This window comes from Bradyrhizobium sp. HKCCYLS20291 (assembly GCF_051167715.1).
GTDB lineage: Bacteria > Pseudomonadota > Alphaproteobacteria > Rhizobiales > Xanthobacteraceae > Bradyrhizobium.
Genome location: NZ_JBNPTO010000010.1, coordinates 56,797 through 75,898, shown reverse-complemented (window position 1 = coordinate 75,898; position 19,102 = coordinate 56,797). Strand labels below are relative to the sequence as shown.

Annotated in this window: 15 protein-coding genes; 2 read left to right on the top strand and 13 right to left on the bottom strand. The window is 65.8% G+C overall.

Translation table 11 applies throughout. The features are described 5' to 3' along the window. Positions 1–303 precede the first annotated feature (303 nt). On the top strand, positions 304–2,286 hold the full coding sequence (locus tag ACQR07_RS22015; protein ID WP_434904254.1) for an autotransporter outer membrane beta-barrel domain-containing protein: 1,983 nt from the start codon (positions 304–306) through the stop codon (positions 2,284–2,286). A gap of 11 nt (positions 2,287–2,297) precedes the next feature. Here the strand turns inward: ACQR07_RS22015 and ACQR07_RS22010 are convergent, their stop codons facing one another. From ACQR07_RS22010 to rimP, 11 genes are all read right to left on the bottom strand, one after another. Next, positions 2,298–3,140, bottom strand: coding sequence for a hypothetical protein (locus ACQR07_RS22010; protein WP_434904253.1), 843 nt, complete (start codon positions 3,138–3,140; stop codon positions 2,298–2,300). Positions 3,141–3,171: 31 nt separating this feature from the next. Further along, complete coding sequence (locus ACQR07_RS22005; RefSeq protein WP_434904252.1) at positions 3,172–4,083, bottom strand: hypothetical protein; 912 nt, start codon at positions 4,081–4,083, stop codon at positions 3,172–3,174. 117 nt (positions 4,084–4,200) lie between these two features. Then, positions 4,201–4,668 carry a GNAT family N-acetyltransferase gene (locus tag ACQR07_RS22000; RefSeq protein WP_434904251.1) on the bottom strand — a complete coding sequence of 156 codons (468 nt, stop codon included), beginning with the start codon at positions 4,666–4,668 and terminating at the stop codon, positions 4,201–4,203. Positions 4,669–4,910: 242 nt separating this feature from the next. Beyond that, positions 4,911–7,067 (bottom strand): polyribonucleotide nucleotidyltransferase, encoded by a 2,157-nt coding sequence (gene pnp, locus ACQR07_RS21995; protein ID WP_434904250.1) that lies wholly within the window; start codon positions 7,065–7,067, stop codon positions 4,911–4,913. 361 nt (positions 7,068–7,428) lie between these two features. Further along, a complete protein-coding gene (gene rpsO, locus ACQR07_RS21990; protein ID WP_015663225.1) occupies positions 7,429–7,698 on the bottom strand; it encodes a 30S ribosomal protein S15 in 270 nt (89 codons plus the stop codon). A gap of 2 nt (positions 7,699–7,700) precedes the next feature. After that, a complete protein-coding gene (gene truB, locus ACQR07_RS21985; RefSeq protein WP_434904249.1) occupies positions 7,701–8,798 on the bottom strand; it encodes a tRNA pseudouridine(55) synthase TruB in 1,098 nt (365 codons plus the stop codon). Then, positions 8,798–9,214 carry a 30S ribosome-binding factor RbfA gene (gene rbfA / locus ACQR07_RS21980; protein ID WP_434904248.1) on the bottom strand — a complete coding sequence of 139 codons (417 nt, stop codon included), beginning with the start codon at positions 9,212–9,214 and terminating at the stop codon, positions 8,798–8,800. The genes truB and rbfA overlap by 1 nt, the downstream gene beginning before the upstream one ends. Positions 9,215–9,378: 164 nt before the next feature. Further along, entirely contained in the window at positions 9,379–12,138 is a 2,760-nt protein-coding gene (gene infB / locus ACQR07_RS21975) for a translation initiation factor IF-2 (protein ID WP_434904247.1), read from the bottom strand. 79 nt (positions 12,139–12,217) lie between these two features. Further along, entirely contained in the window at positions 12,218–12,931 is a 714-nt protein-coding gene (locus tag ACQR07_RS21970) for an RNA-binding protein (protein WP_434904246.1), read from the bottom strand. 66 nt (positions 12,932–12,997) lie between these two features. Continuing rightward, positions 12,998–14,611 carry a transcription termination factor NusA gene (gene nusA / locus ACQR07_RS21965; protein WP_434869716.1) on the bottom strand — a complete coding sequence of 538 codons (1,614 nt, stop codon included), beginning with the start codon at positions 14,609–14,611 and terminating at the stop codon, positions 12,998–13,000. Positions 14,612–14,625: 14 nt separating this feature from the next. Further along, entirely contained in the window at positions 14,626–15,387 is a 762-nt protein-coding gene (rimP, locus tag ACQR07_RS21960) for a ribosome maturation factor RimP (RefSeq protein ID WP_434904245.1), read from the bottom strand. A gap of 401 nt (positions 15,388–15,788) precedes the next feature. On the opposite strand from rimP, the gene ACQR07_RS21955 reads away from it, so the two are divergent. Beyond that, positions 15,789–16,865, top strand: a complete 1,077-nt coding sequence (locus ACQR07_RS21955; protein WP_434904244.1) for a DUF2336 domain-containing protein — start codon at positions 15,789–15,791, stop codon at positions 16,863–16,865. Between the two features lie 16 nt (positions 16,866–16,881). Here ACQR07_RS21955 and ACQR07_RS21950 read toward each other — a convergent pair whose 3' ends face one another. Both ACQR07_RS21950 and ACQR07_RS21945 read right to left on the bottom strand, forming a co-directional pair. Then, complete coding sequence (locus ACQR07_RS21950; RefSeq protein WP_434904243.1) at positions 16,882–17,601, bottom strand: tRNA (guanine(46)-N(7))-methyltransferase TrmB; 720 nt, start codon at positions 17,599–17,601, stop codon at positions 16,882–16,884. 8 nt (positions 17,602–17,609) lie between these two features. Continuing rightward, positions 17,610–18,737 (bottom strand): M20 family metallopeptidase, encoded by a 1,128-nt coding sequence (locus ACQR07_RS21945; RefSeq protein ID WP_434904242.1) that lies wholly within the window; start codon positions 18,735–18,737, stop codon positions 17,610–17,612. Between the last annotated feature and the right edge of the window lie 365 nt (positions 18,738–19,102).

The window sequence follows — 19,102 nt, the reverse complement described above, 5'->3', positions numbered from 1 at the left end:
CAAAGGACATGAATTCCGGCGAGATGTCGTTGACGTCACGCCGAAGCTAGAATGCAAATTGGCATGGGCGCAAGCCGTCCCGCTCGCCCAACCGGACCAGCATCCGGCCATTCGCGGCGACAATTGCTGTGATCGACCCAATTTGTCGCAATTGAACCAGGCGTCCCCTGCGGGATAGTCAGGCCATCGTCGCGCGCTCTGGCGGTCGCCCGTCTCGTCGACGACGAATGCATGGGGGCGCGCGTCGTCAGGGATGGCCAGCGGTGCGCGCCGGCGGCAAGACACATCGTGGAGTGATCATCGATGCTGCGTTGGAAGGTCCGAAGCATCGTCCTGTGTGCGACGATCGGCGGTGCATGGGCTGCGGGCGGTGCCACTCCGGCCCGGGCACAGTCGACGCTCTGGGACTCCACGATCTCCAACACGCATTGGTATGTGCCGACGGCCCAGCTGCTAGCCTACATATCGCCGAAGACGGGCTTCACGAACCCGATCGCAATCGGCGATCAGACGCTGTGGACCCTGGGCACGGCGATCAACGGCTCCTTCACCGGAACCAGCGTTGCACAGCTCAGGATCGGCCCGTCACTGCTCACCGACACCTCGACCATCCAGGGCTTCGTCACGCCCGGCGGGCAGATCACGATGCTGTTCACGCCGACGGGCGGCGGCACCGTGACGGTCGGGCTCGGCAACATGCGGACGATCGGCGGCGTCTCCAGCATGGAGATGCAGATGATCACCGGCGACACGCTGCTGGTGTCGCATTGGGCCTACATGCTGCCCTACGATCCCGCGACCTTCACGCCGCCGCCGTCTGCTCCGGTGCCGGCGAACTCGGTGCCGCAATGGGCGTGGACGGCCGGCACGCCATGGCGCATCGTCAGCCCGACTTTGTTCGGCACGCAGGCGCCGGGCCGCTTCGTCATCAGCAACTACCAGAACGGCTATTTCTGGGGCGCCGGTGCGGCTCCCGCCGGCAGCGCCGCGGGCGGCTTCACGCTGCTTGGCTCGGTCACGCCGGAGGGCAGCGTGCTGTTCAACACGCTGTCCCGCGGCAATCTCACCAGCCTCTACGGCACCGCGACCGGCAGCGCCTCCGGCGCGCAGATGATCACGTCGACCTACGATCTCACCGGCAGCCTGACCGGAGATCTGGCGACGATGTCGCTGATCCAGCCCTATGGCGACACGCTCCGCGCCGCGGGTGGCCGCGTCGGCCTCGAAGCGGCCGGCGTGCTGTACAGGTTGTCGATGACCTCCGCAGGATGGAGCGGATCCATGGTTTCGGGCTTTGCCGCGCTCGACAATCTCAGCGGGACGTCGCTCAGCAACGCGGTGAAGCAGACCCTCCCGGTGCTGACCGGTGCCGCCTCGCAGGCCACTTATGTGACGCAGCGCGAGGTCCGGCAGACGATGACCAACAGGCTCGACGACATTGGCCTCGGTGGCGCTGCCGGCCGGAACGTCTGGATGCAGCCGCTCGGCGGCAGCGCACGGCAGGCGGGGCGCGACGACGTTCCCGGCTACAACGCGTCCGGCGGCGGCCTGGCGATCGGCGCCGACGCAGCAATCTCCTCGCAAGCGATCTTCGGCGGCATGTTCGGCTATTCACGGCAGACGATCGCGGGGAGTGACGACGGGGTCGCGAACCGTCTCGATCTGTCATCCTACCATCTCGGGCTCTACGGTGCCTACGCCATCAGCCGCGGCCTGATGCTGGACTATCAGCTCGACGGTGGTTGGAGTGACAATGGCGAGAGCCGAACGTTGAGCTTCATGACTGCATCGGCTGGCGGAAGTTATCGCTCCAGCACGGGCCATGCCGGCGCCGGTCTCAAGACGCCGGTGTCGCTGACCGATGCCTTCACGATAGTTCCGTCACTGCGCCTCGACTACGGCACGGTGCGCAGCAATGCCTATCGGGAAAGCGGCGCGGGCGGCTTCAGCCTGAACGTCGATCCGCAGACCTATCAGGAGCTGACGGCGACCGCCGGGCTGAAGGCCATCTATCAGGTGGCAAAGCGGGTCCGTCTGACGGCCGATGTCGGCGCCGGATACAATGCGCTGAACCAGCGCCTGCAGGTCGGCGCCGCTTTCTCCGGCGGCGGTGAGAGCTTCGTCACCAGCGGTCTCGGCCTGTCGCCCTGGGTCTATTCGACCGGCGTCGGGCTCATCGCCGCCGGCAACGATCAGCTCGATCTCAGCTTTCGTTATGGGCTGCGTGCGACGCCATCCGGCCTCGTCCAGCAGTCCGGCTTCGCGACCCTCAAGGTCAGGCTGTAATCGCCCCAAGCCTACTCGTGAGCAAAATAGTCCGGCAACGCCTGGTCGAGCCGGAACCGCAGCATGGACCGCGCCATATCGCGCAACACCGTGTTGCTGGCGGCGTCTTCCGGCTTTGCGGGAAAGACGGAGTTGTCGACGTCCCCGGCGTGAGACGGCGGGCCCATGCCCGAGGTCAGAAACGACATGAAGCTTTTCGATCTCGCCGGAGGCTTGAGCTTCTCGAATGTTGCGCCATCGAATAGTTGAGCGGCGAGCATGACAAACACGTGGGTGTAGCGCACCAGCCCCGCCACACGGCTAACGACTCCGATGCCCGACACCGTGTCATAAGTCGATGGCTCGTGGCCGGATGCACGTAAGATCACGAGATAGCGCGCGCAGCCGGCGGAGCCGGCGACCTTCCTGACGATGGCCGTCAAGACCAGATTTGCCTCCGCGGCCGATGTCGACTGATACAGCGGGTCGAACGCACCCTTCGGAACAGCGATGCGGCGAACTCGGTCGCCGCCCGCGGCTTTTGCGCGCGCGTAGATCAGGTCGTCGAAGCCCCAGGAAACCGGCACCCGTTTGAAGTCACCGCCAAGCTGCAAAATGCCGCTGTCCTGCACGGAAAACACGTCGCCGACCGCGGCGATCAGTCCGGTATCGCAGCGCCCCGCGTCCCGCGCGGCTGCTGCCGGCTTGGCGGATTTGGCATTCGTGATCCCTGTTGTGGGCGCGGCTCTGGTGGTCGGTGTCGACGGCGCGGATTGCGCAAGCAGGTTGCCCGGCGTGGCGGCCAATGCGAGCAGCAGCGGGACGAGGCGGCGCCAGACTGGCGTGGCGAACGCGCGGTGAGCCGAACACGTCATGGGAGGTGTCATCTCGGTAGGCCTGCCCTGGTCAGTGCTCTTCCGCCTTGAAATACGCCGGCATGTCGCGATCGAGCTGCCCGCTGACGAGACGCCGAATGACGTCGCGCAGGCCGGCATTGTTGGCGGCTTCCGCTGCGACGGCGGGATACAGCGATTGATCGACGTCGACCATGCCGGGGATCTTGACCAGGTCCTCACCGAGGCTCTGGAGCACACGCTGAACGGTGAAGTTGGGGTTGCGCAGCGTCTCGAACGTCTCACCGTCGAGCAGCCGGATGTCGAGATAGGCGAAGATGAAGGTCCGGGTGAACAACGGGCCCATCTGGAGGATGCCGACTCCGGTGGCGTTCACATCGGTGTTGCCGATGCGGTTGGTCTGGCGCCGGACCACGAGATAGCGGCGGCACCCGGCCGACGCCACGATCTGCTTCACGACGCCGGTGAGCGTCTCGCTCTCCTGGCGCAGGAAGAACAGCTTCGGCTTCTCGAAATTGTCGAACAGTTGCTTGTCGTAGGTGATGCGCCGAACGCCCGCGCCGCCCGCGGCCTTGATGCGCGCGTAGATCAGATCGTCGATCCCCCAGTTCACTGGCATCTCGGCGAACTCGTTGTTGAAGACGGTGAGCCCGATCTTCTGCACGGTGAACAGGTCGTGCGTCGCGGTGATGACGCCCATGTCGCACGGGCCGCTGTCCACGGCCGCGGCCGGCTTTGGAGCCGCCTTCTTGCCGGCCGACTTCTTGTCTGCCGGCTTCTTGTCGACTGACTTCTTGGCAGCGGCCGGCGGCTTCTCAGTGGGAGCAGGCGGCTTTTCAGCAGGAGCGGCCGGCTTCTCAGCGGGAGCAGACGCGGAAGGCGCCTGAGCCCACGACGGCTGAATGAGAACAACGGCGAGAGCGGCGACGGCGAGGCGGCGGATCAGCATGAGCAGCTCGGACATCGGTACGGTTCGAGAACGGCGGATGCCGTCGGGAACCCGAACCTAGTTCCCCGGCAAAGCCGCGCGCAATGCCTTTCCGGCCACAGGAGAACCACGTCGCAAATGCACGCGGCGAGATCAGACCCTGGCGGGGCTTTCGCGTTTCCAGCGATAGAATTTCATCATCCGGCCGTGCATCGGATCAGCTTCCGTCTTTTCGAGCACGAAGCCTTCGCGCTCGTACCAACGCCATGCCTTCTGGTTGCCCTCCGCGCAGCGCAGCCAGATCTCGTCGGGCAGTACATCGCGGGTGAAGGCAAGCAGGCGGCGGCCAAGCGAGCGGCCTTGATAGGCGGGAGCGATCATCAACTGGTCGAGATAGAGCCGCTCGATGTTGATCGCGAGCATCGCCCCGAGCGTGCCGCCGTCATCGGCCACGTAGAGACTCCAGCCGCCAGCCACCTCACGCGGCACGCGTGCTTTCAGCATGTTCAGCAGGGTCTCGCTCGGGCTGTCGAGTCCGGTCGAGCACCAGCTCTCCATCCAGAGCGTTGCGACGGCGTCGTATTCGGCCGGGACAGCAGTGCGGATGATCGTCTCGGACATGGGCTAAGATCCTCCGGCGAGATGCTCGATCCGACATAGGCTCTCTCCTCCGTCATTGCGAGGAGCCAACGGGTCCGCGCAAAGCGCGGCCCGATGACAGGCTCCGCGACGAAGCAATCCAGAGTCGCGGGGCGCGGCCCTGGATTGCTTCGCTTCGCTCGCGATGACGTGGAGGGACCGGCGATCAACAAAAAGGGCGGCCCGAGAGCCGCCCTTCGTATCTCATTAGCAGAACCGCAGGCTTACTCGCCGGCGGCTTCACGCGCCTCGGCGGGAGCGTCCTTCTGCTTGGCTTCGAGGTCCTCGCCGGTGGTCTGATCGACGGCCTTCATCGACAGCCGGGTCTTGCCGCGATCGTCGAAGCCGAGCAGCTTGACCTTGACCTTGTCGCCTTCCTTGACGACGTCGGTGGTCTTCTGCACGCGCTTGTCGGCGAGCTGCGAGATGTGCACGAGGCCGTCGCGGGTGCCGAAGAAGTTCACGAAGGCGCCGAACTCCATCACCTTGACGACGGTGCCGTCATAGATCTGGCCGGCCTCCGGATCGGAGGCGATCGACTTGATCCACTTGATGGCGGCCTTCATCGCCTCGCCGTCGCTGGAAGCGACCTTGACGGTGCCGTCGTCCTCGATGTTGACCTTGGCGCCGGTCTTCTCGACGATCTCGCGGATCACCTTGCCGCCGGTGCCGATCACTTCGCGGATCTTGTCGGTCGGGATCTTGAAGGTCTCGATGCGCGGCGCGTACTCGCCGAGCTCGGCGCGGGCCGCGGTCAGGGCCTTGGACATCTCACCCAGGATGTGGATGCGGCCGTCACGCGCCTGGCCCAGGGCCACACGCATGATCTCCTCGGTGATGCCCTCGATCTTGATGTCCATCTGCAGCGAGGTGATGCCGCTCTCGGTGCCCGCGACCTTGAAGTCCATGTCGCCGAGGTGGTCCTCGTCGCCGAGGATGTCCGAGAGGACAGCAAAGCGCTTGTCCTCGAGGATCAGGCCCATCGCGATACCAGCGGTCGGCCGCTTCAGCGGCACGCCGGCATCCATCAGCGCCAGCGACGAACCGCACACGGTGGCCATCGAGGACGAGCCGTTGGACTCCGTCACCTCCGACACCACGCGCGTGGTGTAGGGGAACTCGTGGTGCGGCGGCAGCACCGGGTGGATGGCGCGCCAGGCGAGCTTGCCGTGGCCGATCTCGCGGCGCTTGGTGCCGCCGAGGCGGCCGGTCTCACCGACGGAGTAGGGAGGGAAGTTGTAGTGCAGCAGGAACGTCTCTTTGTACGTTCCCGACAGCGCGTCGATGTACTGCTCGTCCTCGCCGGTGCCGAGCGTGGTCACGACCAGCGCCTGGGTCTCACCGCGGGTGAACAGCGCCGAACCGTGGGCGCGCGGCAGCACGCCGACTTCGCAGACGATGTTGCGGACGGTCTTGGCGTCACGGCCGTCGATGCGCTTGCCGGTGTCCAGGATGTTCCAGCGAACGATCTTGGCCTCGAGCTCCTTGAACACGGCGGCGACACGGAGCTTGTCGTATTTCGGCTCCTGGCCTTCCGGGAAGAAGTGCGCCATCACCTTTTCCTTGACGGCGCCGACCGCAGCATAGCGCTGCTGCTTGATCGGAATCGCGTAGGCGGTGCGCAGGTCCTGCTCGGCGATGCCGAGCATCTCCTTCTCGATCGCGCTGTTGTCGATGATCGCGACGTCGCGCGGCTCCTTGGCGGCCTTCTCGGCGAGCTCGATGATCGCGTTGATGACCGGCTGGAAGTGACGGTGACCGAACATCACCGCGCCGAGCATGATGTCCTCGTTGAGCTCCTTGGCCTCCGATTCCACCATCAGCACGGCTTCCGAGGTGCCGGCGACGACCAGGTCGAGCTGGGTGTCGGTCATCTCGTCGAGGGTCGGATTGAGGATGTATTCGTCATTGGCGAAGCCGACGCGGGCAGCGCCGATCGGGCCCTTGAACGGCACGCCCGACAAGGTCAGCGCGGCGGACGCGGCGACCAGCGCGACGATGTCCGGATCGTTCTCCATGTCGTGCGACAGCACGGTGACGATCACCTGGGTCTCGTTGCGCCAGGCGTCGACGAACAGCGGACGGATCGGGCGGTCGATCAGGCGGGAGACCAGCGTCTCCTTCTCGGTCGGACGGCCCTCACGCTTGAAATAGCCACCGGGGATGCGGCCCGCGGCGTAGGTCTTTTCCTGATAGTCGACGGTCAGAGGCAGGAAGTCGACGCCTTCGCGCGGCGCCTTGGCGGCCACGACGGTGGCGAGCACGACGGTCTCGCCATAGGTGGCGAAAACGGCGCCGTCAGCCTGGCGCGCGATCTTGCCGGTTTCCAGCTTGAGCGGACGCCCACCCCAGTCGATCTCGACGGAATGCTTGGTAAACATGGGTATCTTCTTTCATGAGATGAGTGAAGGCAGACCCCCCGGAAACAAAAAAACCATGCGCAAGATTGCAGGGCGCTGGAGAACGAGCAGCGCCCTGCGATCCTGCCATGGTTTTCTTATTTCGGATGGCGTCCATCCTTCTCGTAAATAACGGGCACCTTGCCCGTCACGCCCAGCGGCCGGATTGCTGCTGAGGCGTACTGCACAGTCTGGGCGGGACCGGTCGCAAAGCGTATCTGCTTGTTGCTATGTCCAGCCAGACCGCATGATCCCGGACTCGCGAACGCCGCAACTCGCGGCGCTCTCTCGGGACCATGCCATCACGCGCGCGAACTCGCGCGCGCTCACTTGAGGTCGAAGCTCAACGACGGATGTTGTGCTTCTCGAGCAGCGCCTTGTAGCGCGCCTCGTCGTTTTTCTTCAGATAGTCGAGCAGCGAACGGCGGGTCGAGACCAGCTTCAGGAGGCCGCGGCGGGAGTGGTTGTCCTTGCCGTGGGTCTTGAAATGGCCGGTCAGGTTGTTGATGCGTTCCGACAGGATCGCGACCTGCACCTCGGGAGAACCGGTGTCACCGGCCTTGGTGGCGTTCGCCTTGATGATTTCCGCTTTGCGCTCTGCGGTCACCGACATCGTCAGTCTCTTTCGTTGCGACCGGAGCTGGCAGTCAGTCCGGTCAGGTTGAACACGCGCTTGGGGATGAGTTCGCCATTGCCAATTTCGGCAAGCGCCAAAAGGCGGCCTGCGACCGTGACATAGACTGTGCCGCTACTCTGGGGCGCATCCCGTCCGCGCAACAAGACGGCCTGGCCCCTGTGGAGCCTTGCCGCATCAGCCCGAGTGACGGCCAGTGCCGGGATGTCGTCCAGCGCGGTCTCAACGGGCAGCAGTGCGTCGGCGAGGCTTCCCTCACCGGACGCGGCTCTATTGCACAAAGCCTCCAGTTGTTCCAGCGGAATCATGTCGTTCTCGGTAAACGGACCGACCAGGGTCCGCCGGAGAGCGCTGATATGGCCGTAACAGCCGAGGATTCGGCCCATGTCGCGGGCCAGCGCCCGGACATAGGTTCCCTTGCCGCATTCCGCCTCGAATACCGAATGGTCGGGATCGGGCTGGTCGACGAGGATCAGTTCGTGGATCTCGACCGGGCGCGGCTGCAGCTCGACGACCTCGCCGTCACGGGCGAGATCATAGGCGCGCTCGCCCTGGATCTTGATTGCGGAATAGCGCGGCGGGGTCTGCTCGATCCGGCCGGTGAACTGCGGCAGCAGGGCGCGGATCGCCGCGGCATCCGGGCGGTTCTCGCTGGTCTCGACCACCCGTCCCTCGGTGTCGTCGGTATCGCGCTCCGCGCCCCAGGTGACGGTGAAACGGTAGCGCTTGCGGCCGTCCATCACGAAGGGCACGGTCTTGGTGGCTTCGCCCAGCGCGATCGGCAGGCCGCCCGAGGCCAGCGGATCGAGCGTGCCGGCATGACCGGCGCGCTTGGCCTGGAACAGCCGCTTGGCCACGGCCACAGCCTGGGTCGAGGTCATGCCAATCGGCTTGTCGAGCACCACCCAGCCATGAACGTCGCGGCGGTCGCGGCGCGGCTGGTTGCCCCGCTGCTGCTTGCTGCGCGGATCATTGTTGTCGCGCGGACGCCCGTCGGCGGCGTGATTTTTTTTGATCGTAACGGCGGTCGTGTCGGCGTGGGGCGTATCGACAGTGCCGGTTTCGGGGGGAATGGTCATCAGCTCTCTTCCGAATCCGAATTGAGGTCTCTCTGCACCGCAGGTGTTCTTAGTAATTTCTCGATCCGTTCCGCTTCGTCGAATCGCTCGTCGACACGGAAGCGGATGTCAGGTGCAAATTTCAGGTTAACGCGGCGCGCGACCTCGCCGCGCAGGAACTTCTTGTTGCGCTCCAGCGCCGCGATCACGACGTCCGTGTCGCGCCCGCCGAGCGGCATGATGTAGATCGTTGCGAGCTTGAGGTCGGGCGACATACGGACTTCGGGCACCGTAACGATGTGTCCCTCCAGGTCCGGATCGTGCACCTGACCCTGGCTGAGAATGTCGGCGACAGCGTGACGCACCGTTTCGGCCACGCGCAACTGGCGCTGCGAACCGCCGGAAGCGGCGCTTCCCCTCTGATGATGACGAGGCATTTTGCGAAAAATCCAATGGATCGTCGCCCGGCGTGAGCGCGGGCGAGAGGATCATTCTGATTGAGTTCAACAACGCTTGGTTAAGTTCAAGACGGGCAGCGATTCCGCTGATGCACGGAATCGCTGCTCACTTGAAAGGACAGCGCGCTCTGTAGGATTCGGACTTACAGCGAGCGCTGAATGGTCTCCACGCGATAACACTCGATGACGTCGCCGACACGCATGTCGCCGTAGCTCTCGAAGGCCATGCCGCATTCCTGGCCGGCCTGCACTTCCTTCACTTCGTCCTTGAAGCGCTTCAGCGTCGACAGCTTGCCCTCGTGAACCACGACGTTGTCGCGGATCAGGCGGACATTGGCGCCGCGCTCGACGGTGCCGTCGGTGACGCGGCAGCCGGCGACCTTGCCGACCTTGGAGATGTTGAACACCTCCAGGATCTGCGCATTGCCGAGCATGGTTTCACGCAGCGTCGGCGCGAGCAGACCGCTCATCGCCTTCTTCACGTCATCCACGAGGTCGTAGATGATGTTGTAGTAGCGGATCTCGATGCCGTTGCGCTTGGCGAGCGCGGCGGCTTCCTTGTTGGCTCGCACCGAGAAGCCGATGATCGCGGCGTTGAAGCCTTCCGCCAGCGTGACGTCGGATTCGCTGATGCCGCCGACGCCGGCATGCAGGATACGCGCGGCGACCTCGTCGGTGCCGAGCTTCTCCAGCGAGCCGAGAATGGCTTCCAGCGAACCCTGCACGTCGGCCTTGATGACCAGCGGGAATTCCTTGCGGCCCGCGGTCTTCAATTGCGACATCATCTGCTCGAGCGAACCGCGCATGCCGGAGATCGAGGCTGCCGCGTTCTCGCGCTTCTGGTGCGCGCGATAGCTGGTGACCTGGCGGGCACGGGCTTCGTTCTCGACCACGGCGAGACGATCGCCGGCTTCCGGCGGGCCGTTGAAGCCGAGCACCTCGACCGGTACCGACGGGCCGGCCTCCTGCAGGGCCTCGCCCTGGTCGGAGATCAGCGCGCGGACGCGACCCATCTCGGCGCCGGCGACGATGATGTCGCCGACACGCAAGGTGCCGCGCTGGACCAGCACGGTAGCGACCGGTCCGCGGCCGCGATCGAGCTTGGCTTCGATCACGGTGCCCTCGGCCGGACGATCCGAATTGGTCTTCAGGTCGAGGATGTCGGCCTGCAGCGCGATCATCTCCAGCAGACGATCGAGATTGGTCTTGTTCTTGGCGGACACCTCGACGTCGACGACCTCGCCGCCCAGCGATTCGACCTGCACCTCGTGCTGGAGCAGTTCGGTGCGGACGCGCTCGGGACGGGCGTCGGGCTTGTCGATCTTGTTGATCGCCACGATCATCGGCACCTTCGCCGCCTTGGCGTGGTTGATGGCCTCGATCGTCTGCGGCATCACGCCGTCATCGGCCGCGACCACCAGCACGACGATGTCGGTGACCTTGGCGCCGCGGGCGCGCATCGCGGTGAATGCGGCGTGGCCGGGCGTGTCGATGAAGGTGATCTTCTTGCCGGAGTCCGGCGCGGTCACCTGATAGGCGCCGATGTGCTGGGTGATGCCGCCGGCTTCGCCTGAGACCACGTTGGCGTGGCGCAGCGCGTCGAGCAGCGAGGTCTTGCCGTGGTCGACGTGGCCCATGACGGTCACGACCGGCGAGCGCGGCTCGGTGTCCGAGGAGTCGTCGACGACGTCGAACAGACCCTCTTCCACGTCCGAGGCGGCGACGCGCTTGACGGTGTGGCCGAGCTCTTCGGCGATCAGCTGCGCGGTGTCGGCGTCGATCACGTCGGTGATCTTGTGCATGGCGCCCTGGCGCATCAGCAGACGGATCACGTCGACCGCGCGCTCCGACATGCGGTTCGCCAGTTCCTGGATGGTGATCGCTTCCGGAATCGTGACCTCGCGGATCAGCTTTTCCTTCTGCTCGTTGGCGGCGTGGCCCTTCAGGCGCTGAGTGCGGCGGCGGAACGAGGCGATCGAGCGCTCACGCACGTCGTCGGCGGTGAGCGCGGTCACGACGGTCAGGCGGCCGCGCTGCTTCTGCGGGCCGGGCTTGTGCGTGGTCTTCGGCGGGGGCGCCGGACGCGCCGCGCCACCGGGACCACGGCGGATCTGCCGCGGACCTTCATCCTCGTCCGGACCTGCTGCGACACCCGGTGCACGACCGAGCGGACCGCCACCGGCGGGACGGGCGCCAGCCGGGCGTGCGCCGCCGGGCTGCGTACCGGCGGGACGTGAACTTCCGCCGCCGATCTGCGGCGGACGGCTGCCGGGAGCACCGACCGGGCGGCCGGGGGCTTGGGCCGGACGGGCCGGAGCGGACGACGATGACGGCTGCGGGGCCGATGCTGCCGGACGCGGCGCCTCGCCTTCGCCGAAGCGCTTCTTGGCCTCGAGCTCGGCCTTGCGCTTGGCTTCTTCCTCGTGGCGGTGACGCTCTTCCTCGGCCTTGCGGCGCGCCTCGGCGGCCTCGCGCTCGGCGCGTTCGGCTGCTTCGCGCTCGGCGCGGCGGCGGGCCTCTTCCTCGGCTTGGCGGCGTTCCTCGACGTCGCGGATTCGCGCGTCGGCGAGCGCGCTGGCGCGGGCCGAACGCTCGTCCTCGGTCAGGGTGCGCAGCACGACGCCGGACCCGCTGCGCTGAGCACCTGGACGCGGACCGGACGGGCGGTTGCTCGGCGGCGGCGGTGGCGGCGGCGCCTTGGCGACGACCGGCTCCGGCGCGTGCGGAGCATCGGGGCCGTCGCCGGCGCGGCGCTTGGTGCCCCGCTTCTCGACCACCACCTGCTTGCTCCGGCCGTGTGGGAAGCTCTGACGCACCGTGCCAGTCTCGACGCGCGGCTTGAGCGTCAAGGTCTTGCTCGGGACACCGAGTTTCTTGTCGCCCGGAGTGTTTTGATCGGCCATTCAGTCGTCCTAATCTCGTTTACCAGCGTGCGGGTCTGCCGCACCGTCCCATTCGTGCAAATCGTCGCGTATTCAGTTGCTATGTCTTCGAAGTCGAAGCAGATTTCGTGGCCGCGGTTCCGGCAATCTTGTCAGCGTCGGCCGACCGGTATCGGACCAGTGTCTGGCTGCGCGACAGGAATGTCCTGCTCGCCGGGCCTGCGAGCACGGCAGCATGTATCACATTTGAGCGCCCAAGTGCCAAATCCAATTCTGCCGAAGTGAGGCAGCAGATGATCGGAAATGTCAGGGCTTGTCCGTCTTCCCCGCCGTTCGGGCGGGCGAGGGCGTCGAGCTTGCGAATCCCGTCGGCCGCACCGTCGGCCGCGTGCAGGATGGCGGCCAACGTGGCCCTGGACTGCCGCTGCGACAGCGCCGCCTCTACCTTGGAAAAACCCGAGACGACCTGACCGGCCTTGGCCGCGATCCCCAGCGCCTCGATCGCGCTGCGGACGAGCAGAGCGTCCAGCTCATCGGCCAGTGCCGGATGGGCGCGGACGTTGGTCTTGAACCCCCGGCTGAAATGGTGACGCCGCACCGCTTCCGCAACGGCCGCTTTCGATGCCGTGATCCAAAGACCCCGTCCCGGCAGCTTGCGCTTGATGTCGGGCACGACCTCGCCCGACGGACCGACGACGAACCGGATCAGCTCGCCGATCGGCCGCACCTCGCGGCTGACCGCGCACATCCGCATGGTCGCGGACTTTTCAGTCCGCGGTCCATTGTCGAGCTCGGGGTCGGCCAAAGCGAGCATGCGGTCGTGCGGCTCCTCATCTCAAGCGATCATGGTCATGGCGGGGGTCATCACCGTATCCATGGCTCAGGCGGTCTGTTCTTCGGATTCGTCCTCGGCCTCGGCCTCAGGCTTCGCAAGGTCGGCCTCGGTGATCCAGCCGGCCTTGACGCGGGCCTGCATGACCATGGCTTCGGCGTCATCGCGCGAGACATCGAGGCCGTCGAGAATACCGGCGAACTTGGTCTGCTCGCCGCCCTCCTTGCGCTCGGTCCAGCCGACCAGATCGTCGGTGGCGCAACCGGCGAGATCGTCGACCGTCTTGATGTCGTTCTCGCCGAACTTGACCAGCATCTTGGTGGTGACGCCGGGCACGTCCTTCACCGCATCCTCGACACCGAGCTCCTTGCGCCGGGCCTCGAGCTCGGCCTCCTGCTGCTCCAGGAATTCGCGGGCGCGGGTCTGCAGCTCGGTCGCGGTCTCCTCGTCAAAACCCTCGATGCCGGCGAGATCCTTGAGATCGACCAGCGCCAATTCCTCGACCGAGGTGAAGCCCTCGGACGCCAGCAGCTGGCCGACGACCTCGTCGACGTTGAGCGATTCCATGAACACGCGGGTGGAGTTCTCGAAGTCGGCCTGGCGGCGCTCGGACTCCTCCTGCTCGGTCAGGATGTCGATGTCCCAGCCGGTCAGCTGCGAAGCCAAACGGACGTTCTGGCCGCGGCGGCCAATCGCCAGCGACAGCTGGTTGTTGGTATCGGGAACGACGACCTCGATGCGCTCGCGGTCCTCGTCGATGACGACCTTGGCGACTTCGGCCGGCGCCAGCGCGTTGACCACGAAGGTCGCGATGTCAGGCGACCACGGGATGATGTCGATCTTCTCGCCCTGCAGCTCGTTCACCACGGCCTGCACGCGCGAGCCGCGCATGCCGACGCAGGCGCCGACCGGGTCGACCGAGGAATCGCGCGACACGACGCCGATCTTGGCGCGCGAGCCGGGGTCGCGGGCGACCGCCTTGATCTCGACGATGCCGTCATAGATCTCCGGCACTTCCTGCGCGAACAGCTTGGCCATGAACTGCGGATGAGTGCGCGACAGGAAGATCTGCGGTCCCCTGGTCTCGCGACGGACGTCGAAGACGTAGGCGCGGACGCGGTCGCCGTTGCGGAACACCTCGCGCGGCAGCATCTCGTCGCGGCGGATGATCGCCTCACCACGGCCGAGGTCGAGGATCACGCTGCCATATTCGACGCGCTTGACGACGCCGTTGACGATGTCGCCGATGCGGTCCTTGAATTCCTGGTACTGCCGGTCGCGCTCGGCCTCGCGCACCTTCTGCACGATGACCTGCTTGGCCGACTGCGCGGCGATGCGGCCATACTCCAGCGGCGGCAAGGTGTCGGCGATGGTGTCGCCGATCTGTGCACCCGGATTGGCGCGGCGCGCGTCATCGAGCGAGATCTGGTTGGAGGGGTTTTCCACCTTCTCGACCACCAGCATGTGGCGCGAAAGCCGGAGCTCGCCCTTGCGCGGATCGATCTCGGCATGCACGTCGGTCTCGCTGCCATAGCGGGCGCGGGCGGCCTTGGCGATCGCGTCTTCCATGGCGGCGATCACGATGCCACGGTCGATCGACTTCTCGCGCGCGACGGCGTCGGCGATCTGCAGCAGTTCCAACCGGTTGGCGCTGACGGCCATGGCTTTGGTCTCCTCTAATCAGGATCGATCTCGCCTCTGCGCGCGCGGTCGGCGGCGAGGCGATGCTTTTTGGTATTGGTCGGCAGCGGCTTCTTGACCGGCTGCTTGTCCTTCAACTTCGGCTTCGGCTTGGCCTGCGCGGCCGGCTTGGCATGCGGTGCCAGCGGCGGGGCGAGCCCGAGGTCGCGCTTCCTCTCGCGCTCGGCGGCCTTGCCGCGGCGCATCGACTCGGCGATCAGCTCGTCCGTCAGCACCATCTTGGCGTCGCCGATGTCGGCCATCGGTAGCACGACATCGGGGTCCTGGTCTTTCGCCACGTCGTCGCGGGTGATACGGACGCCGTCGCCTTCCACGCCCTTGATGATGCCGCGGAAGCGTTTGCGGTTCTGATGCGCGACCGCCATCTCGATCTTGACGAGATGACCGACATGACGCTCGAAATCGGAGCGGCGGACCAGCGGCCGGTCGATGCCCGGCGAGGAGATCTCGAGCCGGTAGGCACGTTCGATGGGGTCGGCGATATCGAGCACTGGCGACAGCGCCCGCGACACCGCCTCGCAATCCTCGATCTGCATGGTGCCGTCGGGACGCTCGGCCATCACCTGGACGGTGCAGCCAGACTCGCCGGAAATACGGATCCGCACCAGGCGGTAACCCATTCCCTGCAGCACCGGATCGGCCACGGCAGCAACCCGCGCGGCCACGCCCGGCTCGACCACGAGGCGGGGCTCGGTCAAAAGCTCGGTATCAGCGGCTGCGAACGTTGGTTCCGTCATCGAGGCGTCGATCGCGTGTCTTGCTTGGTTCGGCTGTTGGGCCAGGTCGATCGCGCTCACCGGACCGATCGCGCCAAAGGCAGAGCGATCCAGTTAACAAAAAAGAGCGGGTCCGGAAGGGCCCACCCTCACTACGCGATCGTATATGAGATGATTGATGGCGCTCATATAGCCGCTTTGCCGACGGACGGCAAGGGTCGTGTTGTCCTAAACGCGGGCGCGGAACTCCGGTGCGCGGCCGGCCGGGGTGGCGCCTTCTTGGCGGCGTTCGCCGCAGCGGTTCAGGCCTAATCCTTCGTTCACCAAGATCGCATAAATTGGACCGCGTTTTCGTAACCGTTCGCGTGCTCCGGGCTGGGAGCGGCGGACGATGGTGTGGCGTTGCGTACCGAGTAGACATCATGACCCCCGCGACCGCGCTGATCCCCGGGCTGGATGGGATCGTCAGGCAGGGTGACGCCGTGCGCGGCCTCGAGGCCACGCGTCGCATCGCCGAGCTGTTTTTCGAGGATGCGGCGCGGCTGCGTCCCGAGCATGTCAATCTGTTCGACGGATTGCTGATGGATCTGGTCCCGTTCGCCGACGTGCCGACGCGGGTCGATCTGTCCGAGCGGCTGTCGCGCCTCGTCAAGGTGCCGCGCGCCGTCGTCGGTCAGCTCGCGTGTGACGACGAAGTGATGGTTGCGGCTCCGCTGCTGCGCCGTTCGCCCGTGCTCGACGACGGTGAACTGACGAACATCGCAAGAGGCAAGAGCCAGGGCCATCTGCTCGCGATCGCCGAGCGGCCCCAACTTGCCGCTGACACCACGGACGTGCTCGTCCGTCGCGGAGATCGCGATGTGGTGCGACGGACGGCAGCGAACCATGGCGCGACGTTCTCCGACGCTGGTTATTCCGAGCTGGTCAATCGCGCGAGCTTCGATGGCGTGTTGACGCTCACGGTGGGCAAGCGCGGGGATCTGTCCGACGCACATCTGAAGCAACTGCTCACAGGCTCGCTCGACGTGATCAAGCGGCGGCTGTTCGACGTCGTCGGATCGGACAAGCAGGCTAGGATCAGGCAGGCGATGGCCGAACTCGCCGATGCGGCAAGTGCGACCGCGAGCAGGCGCAATTTCGTGCCGGCGCAGCGGACGATTCTGTCGCTGTATGAGGCGGACGCACTCGACGAGGCCGCGCTGCTCGGCTTCGCGCGGGACCGCAAATACGAGGAGGTGATTGCAGCGCTCGCTGCGATGTCCGGGCTGAAGATCGCGACGCTCGATCGTCTTGTCGCAGGCGATCGCCACGATCCGCTTCTCATTCTCGGTCGCGTGATCGGGCTCGATTGGAGCACCGTGCACGCGCTGATTCTGCTGCGGCTCGGGCCAAAGCGCGTGCCGGCGCAGCGCGACATCGACGTCATCCGCGTCAACTACGCACGGCTGGCGTCATCGACAGCCGAGCGCGTCGTCGCATTCTGGAAGACGCGGCATTGAACTATTTCGTCTCGCGTCAGCGTCGCCGGAAGATCAGGTAGTTGGCGACGCGGCCTTCGCGCGTGGCCTTCCGCCCATAACGGGTCATCGTGTAGCCCGGCCAGGGCAGGCGCCAGTCGTCGGCCCGCTCGGCGGTCCATGCGAAGTCCGGCGAACGCAGCATGTGCCACAGGGTCCAGGCGCAGTAATCGGCGATATCGCTGACGAAGCGGAATTCGCCACCGGGCTTCAATGCACGGGCCATCGCCGCGATGGTCGCGTCCTGCACGAAGCGCCGCTTCCAGTGCCGCCGCTTCGGCCACGGATCGGGATGGATCAGGTCGATCCGCTGCAGCGATTGCGGCGGCAGCCAGCCGAGCAACTCCGCGGCATCGCCGGCGAGCAGCTTGACATTGCCGATGTTGTCGGCCTCGATCGCCGAGAGGATCTTGGCCATGCCGTTCACATAGGGCTCGCAGCCGATGAATCCCGTCGTTGGATAGGCCTTGGCTTCCGCGGCGAGATGCTCGCCGCCGCCGAACCCGATCTCGAGCCGCAGCGCGTCGACAGGGGGATCGAACAAGGTCGGCAGCACGGATTCGGCAGGTGCTGACAGATCGAGCGCGAGATGCGGCAGCAGGTTCTCGACCAAGTCGGCCTGGTGCGCGCGCAGCTTATGACCCTTGCGGCGGCCGAAGAACGAGCCTTGGCCGTGCAGAGTGTCGTTGCCGGTGTGATCGTCGTCGATGGGCAGCATCGGGGCGCTCACCGCAGGGTCTGATAGAGCCGGTGGAGCAGTCGCGCCCGCGGCTCGATCGAGGAGATGTACATCTGCTCGTAATGCGTATGCGCGCCCTTGCCGTCGACACCGAGGCCGTCCAGCGTCGCCGTGAACGGCGCAGTGAAATTGCCGTCCGAACCGCCGCCCGTGTAGGTGTCGAAGAGTTCGAAGCCGATCTCTTCGGCGAGCGATCTCGCATGCTCGAACAGCGCGGCGCCGGCGTTGCCCTTCACGTAAGGCGGCCGGTTGACTTCGCCCTTGACCTCGACGGTGACGCCGTCACTGCGTGATTTGAGCCCGAGGATCTTCGGCACGATGTCGTCAGCGTCCGCCGGCGACGGCAAACGCGCATCGACCTCTGCGTAGGCTTCCTCCGCGATGACGTTCGGGCGCGTACCGCCCCGGACCACGCCGACATTCACGGTGATGCCGCGCGCGGGATCGTTGAGCGCCTCGAGCGCATGGATCACGTTGGCGAGTTCGCGGATCGCACTGCGCCCGTCCTGCGGGCGCGCGCCGGCGTGCGCAGGCACGCCGCGGATCGCAACTTCGAAACGCGCCACGCCCTTGCGACCGGTCACGATTTTGCCGCCGTCGCGGGCAGGCTCGGTCACCAGCACGTACTTCGCCTTGCGGCCTTCCTCCTCGATCAGGGCGCGTGAGGTCGGGCTGCCGATCTCCTCGTCGGACACATACAGATGAGTAATGCCGAGCGGCGATCGCTCGCCCGCGGCGCAGAGCTGCCGGAAGGCGTGATAGGCCAGATACGCGCCGCCCTTCATGTCGTAGATGCCGGGGCCGAAGGCTGTGTCGCCATCGATCGCGAACGGCAGGCGCTCGATGAAGCCGATCGGGTGCACGGTGTCGAGATGGCTCAGAATCAGGATGCCTGGCTCGTCCTGTCCCCAGGATGAGCGCATCACCAGATGATCGCCGCAGCCATTGCAGCCGGCGATTCGCTCGATCGTCGCATCGAGCCCGCGATAGCCGTCCGCGACCAGGGAGGCCAATCGGTTGACCTGCTCGGGCGCCTCGGTTGGCGTCTCGATTTCGACCCAGCGGCGGATGCCTTCAAGAATTGTGCGACTATCGAACGAATTGGCGTCGGTCATGAGTGATGAGAGGCCGTCTCAAGGGTTAGGAAATGGTAACTGCTGATGTGAGGGCGCTTTCGCCCGTCGGCTGGCGCCGGTCATACACCAAGCCACATGCGAACAAAATGAGTGCTGGCGCGACCCTGTTCCGCCCGGGAACCGTTACCGGCCGTGCTGCAAGATCAGGAGGGCTTGTCGCCCGATTTGATCAGCTGGAAACTGCATCGGAGCCGCGCGAGACCCGGAAGGCATCGGCGCAAAGGGCACACGGGACGAGGACGTCTCGACCATCCTCTTCGCATGGCGCAGCGAAGAACATCATCGTGCAGCGCCAGCGTGGCGCTGGAACCAGGCGCGAGGTCGACCGCGAAATCTCTGATTTC